Origin of the sequence: Microbacterium sp. Leaf288 (assembly GCF_001422925.1) — a bacterium.
Classification (GTDB): domain Bacteria; phylum Actinomycetota; class Actinomycetes; order Actinomycetales; family Microbacteriaceae; genus Microbacterium.
In genome coordinates this window covers 469019-483271 of the sequence record NZ_LMNI01000001.1, presented here as the reverse complement: position 1 = coordinate 483271, position 14253 = coordinate 469019, and the positions used below count along the sequence as shown (strand labels likewise).

Genomic DNA, 14253 nt, shown 5'->3' with positions numbered 1-14253 from the left:
TCGCGTCACCTGACCCAGCACGGAGGCGCGACGCCCGAATGGGCCGCACCCCACGCTAAGGATGGCCCCCGACAGTCGCAACACACCCTGTGGATAACTTTGTGGAGAGTGGGGGAGAAACGCCGTAGCTCCTGTGAACAACCCCTGTGGAGAACCCACCGTCCTTCTGGGGGTTATGTCGCCGAAATCGCCGCTGACCAGGGCCTGCCCAATCCACAGCCTGTGGAGAGAGATGTGGTTGAAGTCCGGGTTGAAGGTTTACTCGCGAACACTGTCCTGTGCACAATCGCCCGCAGCCCCCGCTGTCTCCGGATGCTGCCCCGAGACAAAGGGACTCACCGTCCAAACGGGTCTGGACAGACCGAATCGGCGAGGAGTACTCTCGGGGGTCCAGGCACCCTCACGCACGATCCATCCGGAACGTGCGGCTCTTTCGTCGTGGGAGGTGAACGTGGAGATCGCAACCTCGCAGCTGCCGAGGATCGTGCGGCTGGCCCTCATCGGGGCCGCGACCGCGTTCGCCTGGCTCGTCGTCTCGCTGGTCCTCGGCCTCGGCCTCGGACAGGCGCATGCCGACGAGCCCGACGACGCAGGAGCGCTCGGGGGTGCCCTCGGCGCCGTGACCTCGCTGGTCGACACGACCGCGTCGACGGTCACCGGCACCGTCTCGACCGTCACGACCGGCGTGAGCAACGCGGTGAACAACGTGGTCGCCGCCGCTCCCGCTCCTGTGCAGCAGCCCGTGAGCCAGGTCGTGCAGACCGTCGGCTCGGTCGTCACGACGGTGACCCAGCCGGTCTCGGAGGCCGTCTCCGGCGGTGTCGTGAGCGAGATCGCCAAGCCGGTCGTCGACCTCGTCACCGAGGTGCCGATCGTCGGCGGGATCGTCTCGGGCGTCGGCCTCGACGATGCCGTGAGCGACCTCGGCGGCACGGTCGACGCGACACTGGGCGGTCTGGTCGGCGCCATCGACGGGACTGGCTCGACGATCGGCCAGCCGCCGGCGACCAGCCCGGTTCTCCCCGCACTTCCCGCGATCCCGCATCTTCCGGGCCTTCTCGACAGCCCGGCCGACTCTTCGGCGCCGACCGCGATCGCACTTCCCGCCGCGCGGACGGATGCTGCCGCGGCCCTTTTCACGACGACAGCGGGTGCGCTCGGGCACTGGGCCGCGGCATCCGTCACCGAAGCGGCCACGCGCGCCGCTCTCGTCATGTCTTCCGCCGCGCTGGTCGCAGGCGGACTCTTCGGCTCCGCAGGCGGACTCTGCCTGTCGATCGCTTCCGCGGGACCCGGTGGTGCGGGTCCCGGCGCCTGGGCGCTCGCTGCCCTCCTTCCGCTCGTCGCACACCGTGCCTGGGTGCGCCGAGCAGGACCGCAGGACGAGCACGCGCCGCCGGCGCCCGCCGGCTCCACCGACGTCTCCCCCGACTGATCGGCTCGCCGCCGCTTCTGCTCACCCGAGCGTGAGCGGCAGAGCATCAGCGCGCCCTCCGCGCTGAGCAGTGCGACCCTTCCGCGCTGCGAACCGATCAATTCACAAAGGGGAACATCATGCGCACTTTCTGCAAGCGCGCCCTCTTGGGCACGCTCCTGGCCGGCGGCATCACGCTGCTCGGCGCGACGGTCGCCAACGCGGCCGAACCACCATCGGATCCGGACCTTCTGTCGTCGGTGGTCGCCGACAACGGGCTCGTCGACTCGATCGTCGGCGACGGCATCGTCGAGCCGCTGCTGGGCGATGACGGCGGTCTCGACCCCGTCGCCGACGCCGCAGCCGCGGTCGTGAACGACGTCACCGACACCACCGCCGGCACGGCGGTCGTCAACACCCTCGTCGGCGACGGCGGCGCACTCGATGATGTCGTCGGCGACGGCGCCCTCGTCGAGGGCGGAACCGTCGGCACCCTCGCCGCAAACGGTGATGCCGTCATCGACGACGTCGTCGCGGGTGACATCCAGGCCGCCGTCACGGATCTCGGAACGACGGTCCAGGATCTCGGCTCCGATGTCGGACAGACCATCACCGATGCAGCGGCCAACACCGACGATCAGGTCGTCGACGGCCTCGTGCACGACGCGCTCACGGACGCGGTGGGTGTGCTGTCGGGCGACACGGCGATCACCGGCGCCGATGGCCTGGTCCAGCACGCAGGGGAGAACACCGGCGACGCCATCGACACGACGGGCCTGCTCGAAGACGCCCTCGAGCAGACGCTCGAAGGCGGCCCCGCGTCGACCCCGGCCACTCCTGTCGCGGACGCGGACGGCCTCTTGACCGGTCTGACCGAGAACGACGGCATCGTCGACGGTCTCCTCGGCGACAGCGTGCTCGATCCGGTCCTCGGCGACGACGGCGCGCTCGCGCCGCTCACGGATCCGGTCGGCGACCTCCTCGATGGCGTCACCGATACGACCGCGGGCACCGGCATCCTGGATGGCCTGCTCGGTGACGAGTCCGGTCTGAACGATGTCGTCGGCGACGGCATCCTGGTCGAGGGCGGACTCGTCGGCAACCTCGTCGACAACGGGGACAACCTCGTCGACGATCTGCTCGACGGCGACCTCGACGGCGCCGTCGACGACCTCGGCAACACGGTGGCCGACCTGGGTGCCGACCTCGGCACAACGGTGACCAACGCCACGGAGAACACCGCCGACCAGGTGCTCGATTCTCTGGTGAACGACGCGCTGGGCGACGTCGGCACGATCCTCGACGAACTGGTGAGCGGCGGCGACGTGCTCGGCGCCGTCTCCGGCACGGTGCAGAACGCCGGAGACAACGTGGCGGACGCGGTGGACGACACCGGACTGGTCGACGATCTGCTCACCGACCTGCTCGGCGACACGGACGTGACCGGGCCGGTCGATCCGACGGACCCCACCGATCCGACGGACCCGACCGATCCGACGGACCCGACCGATCCCACCGATCCGACGGACCCGACCGATCCCACCGATCCGACGGACCCGACCAGCCCCACCGGCCCCGGTGACGGCGGCACGGGAGGCACCGACGGCACGACCGGCTCGGCGGCCGCGGTCACGGGCTCGGCGGCTACGTCCGGCACCGCCACTCAGCTCGCCACGACGGGAGGGACGGGTGTGATGCCGTTCCTGCTGCTCGCGCTCTCGCTGCTCGCAGCGGGCGCCATCGCACGCGCGTCGCGGCGGCGCTCCGCGTGAGTCGACGGGGCGGGTCGACGTACCCCAGGCGTCCCTCGCCCCCACCCGCGTGAGCGCGCGGGAGGGCCGTCCCCCAGCGGCCCTCCCGCCCTCAACGCCCCCGATCGCGAGAGCCGGCTCTGCCTGGACCGCGCCCCGCGATCGGGGGTACACACCATCTCCGCAGTCCGGCGTCCCGGCACAATGCCTGGACCGTGGCGACGTACTCGGAGATGTCACGAGCGGATGCCGCGACCCGGGGGGCTCGCGGCATCCGCCTCGTCATGCCCGCTCGTCCCGCGCGCATCCGACGCGTTGCGCGCCTCCCCACTCCTCGCCAGAGTGGAGGGATGCCGCTGCCCGAGCCCTATCGCCTGGCCCCCGTCGACGCCGACCGGCTGGAGGACGTCCTCCGCCTCGACACCTGGGCCTTCCCCACCGAGCGCTCCGTCGAGGCGCTGCGGGAGCTCCCGAGCCCGCTCAGCTGGGATCGCACCTACGGGGTCGCCCGCGTCGACGACGACGAGGTGCTCGCCGGCTTCCACGGCGCCTATCCGCTGCGCGCCTACCCGGTCCCCGGCGCCGAGGTCGCGTGCGGCTGGCTCACCTGGGTCGGCGTGCACCCGGGGCACCGGCGGCGCGGGATCCTCCGCGGCATGATCGAGCACCACTTCGCCGACTGCCTCCGCAACGGCGAAGCGATCTCGGGCCTCATGGCCGCCGAGACCCCCATCTACGGCCGCTTCGGCTACGGCATGGCCTCGACCCAGCTCGACCTCACGATCCCGCGCGGAGCTGCGCTGCGTCCGGTGGCCGGGGCCGCCGAGCTCGAGGTCGAGCTGGAGGAATGGGATGCCGAGGTCCACGGCGATCTCGTCGCCTCGATCCATCGCGACTATGCGCGGCTGCCGGCCGGCCTCGGTCGTCCGGGGTGGGCGACGCGCGAGACCCCGCAGCAGCGCACCGCCCGCGACGCCGACCCGCCCGCGTACCGCGGCGGCAAGGAGTCGCTGCGGCTCCTGCTGGTGCGCGACGCCGCCGACAACACGCTCGCGTACGCGACCTTCCGGCGTGCGACGTCGTGGGAGCGCGCCGGCGCCGAGGGCACCGTCCACGTGCGCGAGGCCGTCGCGCTGACCGCGGCCGCGGCCCACCGCATGTGGTCGGTGCTGCTCGACCTCGACCTCACGAGCCGCGTCAAGATCTCGAACCTGCCCGTCGACGACCCCATCGTGTCGCTGCTCGTCGACATCCGCCCCGCAGTTCCCGACTACCAGGACAACTCGTGGATCCGCATCCTCGACCTGCCGGCGGCGCTCGGCCGGCGGCGCTACGCGGGCGACGTCGACGTGGTGCTCGAGGTGACCGACGCGATGCTGCCCGCGAACGCGGGCCGGTGGCGCGTGCGCGCCGCCGCGTGGGAGCACGCCGAGGTGGCAGCATCCGATTCCGAGCCCGACCTCGTGCTCGACGTCCGCGAACTCGGAGCGGCGCACCTCGGCTCGATCTCGCTCAGCTCGCTCGCGCAGGCGGGCCTCATCGAGGTGCGCACACCCGAGGCGCTGCGCGCGGCCTCGGCGGCGTGGTCCTGGCCCGTCGCGGCCGGCGCGAACTGGATCTTCTGACCTTCTCGGCTCAGAACTCAGGCAGAAGAATCGCCCCACGGTCGCCGGCACGAGCGCCTGGAGCCCGGTTCCGCCGGAGTCGTGACCCGTGACGGATGTCACAGCCACATCGTGACAGCCGTGTGAGGGTCGCGGGCGCCCGCGGCGCGACGCTGAGGGCATGAAGATGACACAGACCCTCGAGCGAACGGCGGCGGCAGCATCCGTGATGCCGCTCGCCATCGACGCGAGCGACCTGCGCAAGGCGTTCGGCAAGGTCCACGCGGTCGACGGGGTGAGCCTCCGGGTGCACCCCGGCGAGATCATCGCCTTCCTCGGGCCGAACGGCGCGGGCAAGACCACCACGATCGACCTGCTGCTCGGCTTGTCGGAGCCCGACTCCGGCGCGGTGCGCGTGTTCGGCGACCCGCCGCGCGCGGCGATCGCCCACGGCCTCGTGTCGGCCGTGCTGCAGACGGGCGGACTGCTCAAGGACCTCTCGGTCCGCGAGACCGTCGAGCTGACCGCGAGCCTGTTCGCCGACACGCGACCCGTCGACGAAGTGCTGCAGCGGGCCGGCATCGCCGAGATCGCCGGCCGCCGCGTGGGCCTGTGCTCGGGCGGGCAGCAGCAGCGCCTGCGCTTCGCCATGGCGCTGCTCTCCGACCCCGGCGTGCTCATCCTCGACGAGCCCACGACCGGCATGGACGTCGAGGGCCGGCGCTCGTTCTGGAGGGCCATCCGGGCCGACGCCGCGCGCGGTCGCACCGTGCTGTTCGCGACGCACCACCTCGACGAGGCCGACGAGTACGCCGACCGGATCGTTCTGATGAACCGGGGGCGGATCGTCGCCGACGGCACGACCGCCGACATCAAGAACATGGTGTCGGGACGGACCCTGACCGCGACGGTCACGGATGCGGATCCGGCCTCGCTGGCGGCGCTGCCCGGCGTCGACAGCGTCGAGGCGCTGGGCGACCGGCTCAGCATCTACACCAGGGATGCGGACGCCGTCGCCCGGCACCTCCTGACCCGCACCGATGCGCGCGACATCGAGATCGCGGCGCAGAGCCTCGAGAGCGTCTTCCTCGCCCTCATCTCCGAAGGAACGGCATCATGACCACCACCGCACCCACCGCCGACCGGGTGTCGCTCGAGCGGCGCGTGCCGCCGCTCGGCGGCTTCAGCCTCACCTACCTGGGCATCGAGCTCAAGCGCAAGCTGCGGGGTCGCCGCATCCTGCTCTTCATCGTGGCGTTCCCCATCGTGATGTTCGTCATCATCGGACTCCCGCTGCGCGACCAGCCGCTCACGGCCACACCGGTCTCGCAGGGCGGGCCCTCGGTGGCCGCCTACATCATGGTGTCGATGGCGATGTACGGCGCCATGATGTCGGCCACGCAGACCGGTGCCGCCATCGGGATCGAGCGGGCGCAGGGATGGAGCCGCCAGCTGCGGCTCACCCCGCTGAACCCACTGGTCAACGTCGTCGTGAAGACGATCGCCGGCATGCTGCTGGGGTTCGTCGCCGTGGTCGGCACCTACATCACCGGCGCGATCAGCGGCGTCCAGCTCACGCCGGCACAGTGGATTGCGACCGGGCTGGCCGGCTGGCTGCTCGCGAGCGCCGTGTTCACGACACTGGGCCTCATGATGGGCTATCTCGTGCCGGGCGAGGGGGCCGCGCAGATCACGAGCCTTGCGATCGTGCTGCTGTCGTTCCTCGGCGGGCTCTTCACACCGCTCAGCTCGATGCCCGACTTCGTTCAGGTGATCGCGCGGTTCACACCGGTCTACGGCATCAGTCAGATCGCGCGGGCACCGCTCACCGGAGCGGGAGTCGACCCGCTGTGGTTCGTGAACACGGTCGTGTGGCTGGCGATCTTCGTCGCCGGCGCCGCCTGGGCCTTCCGCCGCGACACGAAGCGCGTCTGACCGGCGATCGCGGCGCCGGCCGCGCGACTCTTCGCCACTCGCGCGGCCGGTGCCGCTCGCCGACCTCGACCCCTAGGGTGAGAGCCATGCACGCGACGTCTCGCGGCGACGGACTCGATGCCGATCCCCCTCCGGGAACCCCCGTGCGACGGGCCGACGCGACGATCCGGGCGACCGGCCCCTTGCCGCGAGCCCTCTGGTCGCGGCAGGCCGCGGGCTGGTACATCGGCGCCGGAGTATCCCTGCTCTGGCTGATCGGCCTCGCTCAAGAGGTGATCGCACAGTCGGCATCCGCCGCGGCGGCGACGACGGGCGTGCTCCTGCTCATCTTGTTCGCAACCGCGTACCTTCTTTCCGCTCCTCTCGCGTGGACGCTGCGCACCCGTGGCCGGCTCACCGTGTGCGCCGGGCTCTTCGCCCTGTCGTTCAGCCTGTTCCCGTGGCTCGGCTGGGGCATCGCGCCCGCCTGGACCTACGTCGGCGTCACCTTCGGCATGTGCGTCTTCCCCTGGCGGTGGACGTGGCCGGCGATCCTCGGACTCGGAGGGCTCGCCCTCGGGACGGCCGGCATGACCGAGGGTTGGGACGAGAACGTGCTCTGGGTTCCGGCGATCATCGTCTCGATCTCGATCATGCTGGCGTCCTTCGCCCGCACGACTGCGGCGGTGAGCCAGCTGCGGCACGCGCAGAAGCAGCTCGAGGCGCTGGCGGTCGAGCGCGAGCGCGGTCGGGTGGCCCGCGACATCCATGACATCCTCGGCCACTCGCTCACCGTCGTCACCGTGAAGGCCGAGCTCGCCGGGCGACTCGTGGACGTCGACCCGCAGCGCGCCAAGGCCGAGATCGCCGAGGTGGAGTCGCTCGCCCGGGGCGCGCTCGCCGACGTGCGCGCGACGGTCGCCGGGGTACGGTCGGTGAACGTGAGCGGCGAGCTCGCAGCGGCCAAGGCCGCGCTGGCCACTGCGGGCATCGCCGCGGAGCTGCCGTCGTCGACGGATGCTGTGCCCCCGCATCGCCGCGAGCTGGCGGGGTGGGTCGTGCGCGAGGGGGTCACCAACGTCGTCCGGCACTCCGGTGCGACGGTCTGCCGCGTGACGCTCGCCGGACATGAGGTGGAGGTGGCCGACGACGGAAGGGGCCCGACGGACTCGACGACGACGTCGACCGGACTGGCCGGCCTGCGCGAGCGCGTCGAGGCCTCCGGCGGGCGCCTCGTGATCGGGCGCAGCGACCTGGGCGGCTTCAGCCTGCGGGTGACGCTGTGATCCGCCTGCTCATCGCCGACGACCAGGCGCTCGTGCGCGGCGCACTGTCGGCGCTCCTCGGCCTCGAGCCCGACATCGAGGTCGTCGCCGAGGTCGGCCGCGGTGACGAGGTCGTCGCGGCCGCGCTCGCGTCGCACCCCGACGTCGCGATGCTCGATATCGAGATGCCCGGGCTGGACGGCATCGGAGCGGCCGCCGCCCTGCGCGCCGCGCTGCCGGGGTGCCACGTGCTCATCGTGACGACGTTCGGCCGGCCCGGCTACCTGAAGCGCGCCATGCAGGCGGGAGCCGCCGGCTTCGTGGTGAAGGACACCCCCGCCGCCCAGCTCGCCGACGCCGTGCGCCGCGTCGCCCAGGGGCTGCGGGTCGTCGATCCCGTCCTGGCCGCGGACTCGCTCGCCCAGGGCGACTCACCGCTGACCGAGCGAGAGACCGACGTACTGTCGGCGGCGCAGACCGGCGGCTCCATCGCCGACATCGCCCGCATGCTCCACCTGTCGGAGGGCACCGTGCGCAATCACCTGTCCAGCGCCATCGGCAAGACCGGCGGCCGAAACCGCGCCGACGCGGCCCGTCTCGCCCAGGAGAACGGCTGGCTCTGACCCCGGAGACGACGGATGCCGCAGACCCGAAGGTCTGCGGCATCCGTTCGTGCGCCAGGAATTACTTGGCGGCGACCACCTGCAGGGTGATCACGGCGGTGAGGTCGTCGCGCAGGCGAACGGTCGCCTCGTGCTCGCCCACCGACTTGATCGGGGAGGTGATGTGGATCTTGCGCTTGTCGAGCTCGCCGAGACCGGCGGCCTTGACGGCCTCCGCGACGTCGACGGTCTTGACCGCACCGAACAGGCGACCCTCGGCGCCGGCCTTGACGGCCAGGCGGACCTTGTTGGTCTCGAGGTTGTTCTTCAGGGCCACGGCCTCTTCGTGGTCGTGGATCGCGCGCGCCTCGCGGGCGGCGCGGATCGACGCCACCTGCTTCTCGCCACCGCGGGTCCACGCGACCGCGAAGCCCTGGGGGATGAGGTAGTTGCGGGCGAACCCGTTCTTGACCTCGACCACGTCACCGGCGCTACCGAGCCCGGCGACCTCGTTCGTGAGAATGAGCTTTGCCATGTGGGTACTCCTTAGCGGCCAGCGCCGGCGTAAGGCAGGAGCGCCATTTCGCGCGCGTTCTTGATCGCCTTGGCGATCAGACGCTGCTCCTGCACCGAGACACCGGTGATACGACGGGCGCGGATCTTCCCGCGCTCCGAGATGAACTTGCGAAGCGTCGCGACGTCCTTGTAGTCGATGAGACCGACACGGATCGCCTTCGCGGGGGCCGCGTTCTTCGCGCCCTTCCGCGGCTTCCGGCGGTCGCCGGTTGCCTTTCCAGCCATGGTGTTTCCTTTACGTTTTGCTGATCGGATGCCTCGTCACGAGGCATCCGGAACCTGTTGTGAGATCTGACCGATCAGAACGGGGTGTCGTCGCCGTAGGCGCCCGGGGCAGCCCACGCGTCGCCGCCACCGGCGCCGCCGGCGTTCTGCGAACCGGGCGTCGACCACGGCTCGTCGGCGACCTGCGGACGCGACTGACCGCCGCCGCCGAAGTTGCCGCCGCCACCGCCGGAGCCGCCCGCGGCGCGGGTGACCTGTGCGGTCGCGTAGCGCAGCGACGGGCCGATCTCATCGACCTCGAGCTCGATCGCGGTGCGGTTGTTGCCCTCGCGGTCCTGGTAGCTGCGCTGCTTGAGGCGGCCGGTCGCGATGACCCGCATGCCCTTCGTCAGCGAGCCGGCCACGTGCTCGGCGAACTCGCGCCACACGCTCGCGCGGAGGAACAGCGCTTCGCCGTCCTTCCACTCGTTCGCCTGACGGTCGAAGTTGCGAGGCGTCGACGCGATCGTGAAGTTCGCGACGGGGAGACCGTTCTGCGTGTACCGCAGTTCGGGATCAGCCGTGAGGTTGCCCACGACGGTGATGATCGTCTCGCCGGCCATCGTCCTTACGCCTTCGCAGCCTTGGCGGTCTTGCGGGCGGCGCGCTCGTCGGCACGCTGCTTCTCCGAGGCGATCATGGCGATCGCTTCCTCGGCGCGCAGGACCTTGGTGCGCATGATCTGCTCGCTCAGGTTGAGCTGGCGGTCGAGCTCCTGCGTGGTCGCAGCCGTGGCGGTGAAGTTGACGACGGCGTAGATGCCCTCGTTCTTCTTCTGGATCTCGTAGGCAAGACGGCGCTTGCCCCAGATGTCGATGTTCTCGATGGTGCCGCCGTCGGTCGTGATGACCTTCAGGAACTTGTCGAGGTTGGCGCCGACCTGGCGCTCGTCGATCTCGGGGTTCAAGATGACCATGAGCTCGTACTGGTGCGTCACTAACCCACCTCCTTCGGACTAGAACGGCTGTCGGGCATTTCCCGGCAGCAGGAGGGTGTGTAGCACGTCGTCCGACTCGCCGCGCATGGTTGCGCGTGCGGACAACCCTCCTATGGTACCGGATCGTCGAGCAGACGCCGAACCCAGGCCCGGTCGGCGTCGGCCGCGGGCGGCGCGAGCGGGTACGCGGGCGGCGTGGCGGAGAAGGAGATCGGATGCCGCACCCCCGGCACGCGCTGCGCGCCGGCGTGGGCGACGGGGTCGAGGCCGAGCGCCCGGGCGCGTGCGAAGGCGGCGTCCATCGCGAGGATCGGGGCACAGGGGACCCCTGCCGCCGTGAGCCGGGCCTCCCATTCCGTCGCCGGATGCGCGGCGAGCGCCCGCTCGAGCAACGGGCGCAGCGCCTCGCGACCCGTGCTGCGATCGGCGTTGCGGAGGAAGCGGGGGTCGGTCGCGGCATCCGGGATCTCGAGCACCAGGCAGAGCCGCTGGAACTGGCCGTCGTTGCCGACCGCGAGGACGAGCTCGCCGTCGGCCGTCGGGAACGGGCCGTACGGGTACACGCTCGGATGGTCGTTGCCGAGCCGCTCGGGCACCACGCCGGCGACGGCGTACGCACCCGACTGGTTGACGAGCGCCGACAGTGCCGACGACAGGAGATTGACCTCGACGTGCTGCCCCTCGCCGGTGGCATCGCGGTGCCGGAGCGCGGCGAGCGCGCCGAGACCCGCGTGGAGGCCGGTCACGACGTCGACGATCGCGACCCCGGTCTTCGTCGGCTCGCCGTCGGGCGCCCCGGTGACGCTCATGAGTCCCGAGAGCGCCTGGCCGAGCACGTCGTAGCCGGGAAGGGCCGAGTCGGCGCCGAAGCCGGTGATCGAGACGTACACGGCGCGAGGGTTCGCGCTGTGCACGGCGTTGTAGTCGAGGCCGAAGCGCGTGAGTCCGCCGGGCTTGAAGTTCGCGATCACCACATCGGCGCGGTGGGCGAGTGCGCGGGCGACGGCGAGGTCTTCGGCGTCGTCGAGGTCGAGCGTGATGGCGCGCTTGCCGCGGTTGATCGACAGATAGTAGGTGGCCTCGCCGTCGCGCGACGGCGGCATCCAGTGCCGCGTCTCGTCGCCCGCCGGGCCCTCGACCTTGACGACCGTGGCGCCCAGGTCGGCCAGCAGCATGGTGCAGTACGGCCCCGCGAGCACGCGGGAGAAGTCCGCGACGAGGAGGCCGGCGAGCGGGCCGGTGGCCTGCTCCGGTTGCCGAGCCTGTCGAGGCGCGGTCATCGGAACGCGCCGAGCCCGGTCAGGTGCTGGCCGAGGATCAGGGTGTGCACCTCGTCCGTGCCCTCATACGTGCGCACCGACTCGAGGTTCGCCGCGTGCCGGATCGGCGAGTTCTCGAGCAGCACGCCATCGCCGCCCAGGATCGTGCGGGCTTCGCGCGCGATCTCGATCGCCTCGCGCACGTTGTTGAGCTTGCCCAGCGAGATCTGGGTGGGCGTCAGGGTTCCGGCATCCTTCGCGCGCCCGATCTGCAGCGCCAGGAGGGCGCCCTTCTGCAGCTCGACGACCATGTCGACGAGCTTGCGCTGCGTGAGCTGGAATCCCGCGATCGGCCTGCCGAACTGCTCGCGCCGCAGCGCGTGGCGCAGCGCCGCCTCGTAGCTGTCGCGCCCGGCGCCGAGCGCGCCCCAGACGATCCCGTACCGCGCGTCGTTCAGGGCCGACAACGGTCCGCGCAGTCCTCGGGCTCCGGGAAGGAGAGCGGATGCCGGCACTCTCACCCCGTCGAAGTGCAGCGCCGTCTGCACCGACGCCCGCATCGAGCCCTTGGGCTCGAGGACGGTGATTCCGAAACCGGGCGCATCGGTGGGCACGATGAAACCGCGGACGCCGTCGTCGGTCTGCGCCCACACCACCGCGAGCTGCGCGAGCGACGCGAGGCCGATCCAGCGCTTCGCGCCCGTGATCACCCAGTCATCACCATCGCGGCGGGCGAATGTCGTCATGCTCGACGGGTCGGACCCGGCGCCCGGCTCCGTGAGCCCGAACGCGCCGATCACCTCGCCCGCGGCCATGCGCGGCAGCCACTGCTGCTTCTGCTCCTCGCTGCCCCAGCGGTGGATCGAGCCCATCGCGAGCGAGCCCTGCACCGAGACGAACGTGCGGATGCCGGAGTCGCCGGCCTCGAGCTCGAGCGCGGCCAGACCGTACTCGACGGCGCTGCGGCCGGGGCATCCGTACCCGTCCAGCTCCATCCCGAGCACTCCGAGGCGTCCGAGCGCAGGTGCCAGCTCGACGGGGAAGTGCGCCCGGTCGAACCAGTCCGCGATGTGCGGGCGCAGCTCTGCGTCGACGAACGCGCGCACGCGGTCGCGGATCGCCCGCTCGTCGGGGCTCAGCTGCGCTTCGAGGCCGAGGACATCGGATGCCTCGCGCAGCGCGGCGAGATCGTCGGGGTCACGGCGGGCATCGGTCACGGCGCCTCCTCGCGCAGAATCCATCGGACGCGCGCTCGCGCCGACACCACTCGATCATGCCCGCAATCGCCCGCCACGCGCAGAACCGGCGCGGGCAGAACCGGCGCGGGTAGCGTGGTCGGGTGAGTGTTCCTCCCGCCGGGCAGAGCTCCTACCCGTTCGACGCGCGCCCGCTGGTCGAGCCCGTGGCACCAGGCGCCGCGCGCGCGTTCGTGCAGGAGCTGCGCCGGACGGGCCGCGTCACTGGCTCCCCCGTCTTCGGCGTGCTCGTGATCGTCGTCATCGTCTTCGTGGTCGTCGTGCTGTTCGGCTCCGTCGCGATCACCCTCGTCACGAGCATCGTGAGCGTCACGACCTCCGGCGCCGACGGTGGGGGACTCGCCGTCCTGTTCGGCTTCCTGCCGCTCGTCGTCATCGGCATCATCGTCGCGGTGGGGATCACCCTCTTCGTGCGAGGTGCGCGCAGCAGCAGCGACCGCATGTACCGCCTCGACCGCTTCGCGCGCGCGAACGGGATGCACTACGAGCCGCGGGTGGACGGTCCGGGACTGCCGGGCATGATCTTCTCGCTCGGCAGCGGCCGCCTGTCGAGCGATCTCGTGCGCGGCGATCGTCCGCGCTTCGTGGAGTTCGCGAACTACCGCTACACGACCGGCTCGGGCAAGAACCGGCAGACGCATCACTGGGGCTACGTCGCGGTGAAGCTCGACACGCCCCTCCCGCACATCGTGCTCGACGCGACGAGCAACAACGGCCTGTTCGGCTCGAACCTGCCGCTCACGTTCGACAAGGATCAGCGCCTCAGCCTCGAGGGCGACTTCGACAAGTACTTCTCGCTGTACTGCCCCGCCGACTACGAGCGCGACGCGCTCTACCTCTTCACGCCCGACATCATGGCGCGTTTCATCGACAACGCCGCTGCGCTCGACGTCGAGATCGTCGACGACTGGCTGTTCCTCTACGCCAAGCGCGACTTCTCCACGCTCGACCCGCAGACCTGGGCGTGGCTCTTCTCCGTCGTCGGAGCCCTGCTCGACAAGTTCGCGCAGTGGGCGCGGTGGCGCGACGAACGACTGGCCGCGGCTGCGGCTGCGGCGATGACGGATGCTGCCCCCCTCGGCTCCGCGGCGGCCGGGGCGGGCGCAGGGCAGCGAGGCGCAGCATCCGTCCCGTTCACTCCGCCCCTCGACGCGCTGCGCCCGCCGCCGGGCGTCGCCCCGGCGGGCCGTCGCCTCCAGCGCGGCGTGCCGTGGGTGCCGATCGTCGTCGGCGGCGTGATGGTGCTGTTCTGGATCCTGACCCAGATCGGGCCCGCCTTCCTCCGCTGAACGCGAGGCCGACGCGCAGGCCGGCGAGCGTATGCTGTCGGGCGTGCATTCGACGTTCACGACGCCCGGCGGGCGTGAGGGGGTACTCGGCGCTCCACGCGCCGAGCGGAGGTAGCCGCGCG

General features: G+C 71.3%; 14 protein-coding genes. 8 read left to right on the top strand and 6 right to left on the bottom strand.

The features are described 5' to 3' along the window. Nucleotides 1-451 precede the first annotated feature (451 nt). The 7 genes from ASF40_RS01985 to ASF40_RS01955 all read left to right on the top strand — a co-directional run bounded on the left by ASF40_RS01985 (nucleotide 452) and on the right by ASF40_RS01955 (nucleotide 8571). Nucleotides 452-1435 carry a hypothetical protein gene (locus ASF40_RS01985; RefSeq protein ID WP_235560094.1) on the top strand — a complete coding sequence of 328 codons (984 nt, stop codon included), beginning with the start codon at nucleotides 452-454 and terminating at the stop codon, nucleotides 1433-1435. A gap of 119 nt (nucleotides 1436-1554) precedes the next feature. Beyond that, the gene (locus ASF40_RS21305; protein WP_056365643.1) at nucleotides 1555-3186 is read left to right on the top strand and encodes a hypothetical protein; all 1632 of its coding nucleotides are present in this window, start codon (nucleotides 1555-1557) and stop codon (nucleotides 3184-3186) included. Between the two features lie 329 nt (nucleotides 3187-3515). Continuing rightward, nucleotides 3516-4790, top strand: coding sequence for a GNAT family N-acetyltransferase (locus ASF40_RS01975; protein ID WP_056365640.1), 1275 nt, complete (start codon nucleotides 3516-3518; stop codon nucleotides 4788-4790). A gap of 160 nt (nucleotides 4791-4950) precedes the next feature. Then, nucleotides 4951-5889, top strand: a complete 939-nt coding sequence (locus ASF40_RS01970) for an ABC transporter ATP-binding protein (RefSeq protein ID WP_200919409.1) — start codon at nucleotides 4951-4953, stop codon at nucleotides 5887-5889. Continuing rightward, nucleotides 5886-6704 (top strand): ABC transporter permease, encoded by an 819-nt coding sequence (locus ASF40_RS01965; RefSeq protein ID WP_056365639.1) that lies wholly within the window; start codon nucleotides 5886-5888, stop codon nucleotides 6702-6704. The genes ASF40_RS01970 and ASF40_RS01965 overlap by 4 nt, the downstream gene beginning before the upstream one ends. An 86-nt stretch (nucleotides 6705-6790) precedes the next feature. Then, nucleotides 6791-7969: a sensor histidine kinase gene (locus ASF40_RS01960; RefSeq protein ID WP_082496795.1), complete on the top strand. Its 1179-nt coding sequence runs from the start codon at nucleotides 6791-6793 to the stop codon at nucleotides 7967-7969. After that, nucleotides 7966-8571 (top strand): response regulator transcription factor, encoded by a 606-nt coding sequence (locus ASF40_RS01955; protein ID WP_056365637.1) that lies wholly within the window; start codon nucleotides 7966-7968, stop codon nucleotides 8569-8571. Before ASF40_RS01960 ends, ASF40_RS01955 begins: the two co-directional genes overlap by 4 nt. A 61-nt stretch (nucleotides 8572-8632) precedes the next feature. On the opposite strand, the gene rplI is transcribed toward ASF40_RS01955, so the two are convergent. The 6 genes from rplI to ASF40_RS01925 form a co-directional block, all read right to left on the bottom strand. Next, nucleotides 8633-9085: a 50S ribosomal protein L9 gene (rplI, locus tag ASF40_RS01950; protein WP_045301894.1), complete on the bottom strand. Its 453-nt coding sequence runs from the start codon at nucleotides 9083-9085 to the stop codon at nucleotides 8633-8635. A gap of 11 nt (nucleotides 9086-9096) precedes the next feature. Beyond that, the gene (gene rpsR, locus ASF40_RS01945) at nucleotides 9097-9351 is read right to left on the bottom strand and encodes a 30S ribosomal protein S18 (protein ID WP_045301896.1); all 255 of its coding nucleotides are present in this window, start codon (nucleotides 9349-9351) and stop codon (nucleotides 9097-9099) included. A 74-nt stretch (nucleotides 9352-9425) separates the two neighbouring features. Further along, complete coding sequence (locus ASF40_RS01940; RefSeq protein ID WP_045301898.1) at nucleotides 9426-9953, bottom strand: single-stranded DNA-binding protein; 528 nt, start codon at nucleotides 9951-9953, stop codon at nucleotides 9426-9428. A 5-nt stretch (nucleotides 9954-9958) separates the two neighbouring features. After that, complete coding sequence (gene rpsF, locus ASF40_RS01935) at nucleotides 9959-10327, bottom strand: 30S ribosomal protein S6 (RefSeq protein ID WP_045301900.1); 369 nt, start codon at nucleotides 10325-10327, stop codon at nucleotides 9959-9961. A 110-nt stretch (nucleotides 10328-10437) separates the two neighbouring features. Next, nucleotides 10438-11607 carry a CaiB/BaiF CoA transferase family protein gene (locus ASF40_RS01930; protein ID WP_056365635.1) on the bottom strand — a complete coding sequence of 390 codons (1170 nt, stop codon included), beginning with the start codon at nucleotides 11605-11607 and terminating at the stop codon, nucleotides 10438-10440. Then, nucleotides 11604-12803 (bottom strand): acyl-CoA dehydrogenase family protein, encoded by a 1200-nt coding sequence (locus tag ASF40_RS01925; RefSeq protein WP_235560093.1) that lies wholly within the window; start codon nucleotides 12801-12803, stop codon nucleotides 11604-11606. Before ASF40_RS01925 ends, ASF40_RS01930 begins: the two co-directional genes overlap by 4 nt. 122 nt (nucleotides 12804-12925) lie before the next feature. Between ASF40_RS01925 and ASF40_RS01920 the strand changes: the two genes are divergently transcribed. Further along, entirely contained in the window at nucleotides 12926-14131 is a 1206-nt protein-coding gene (locus tag ASF40_RS01920; RefSeq protein WP_056365630.1) for a hypothetical protein, read from the top strand. Nucleotides 14132-14253: the final 122 nt, after the last annotated feature.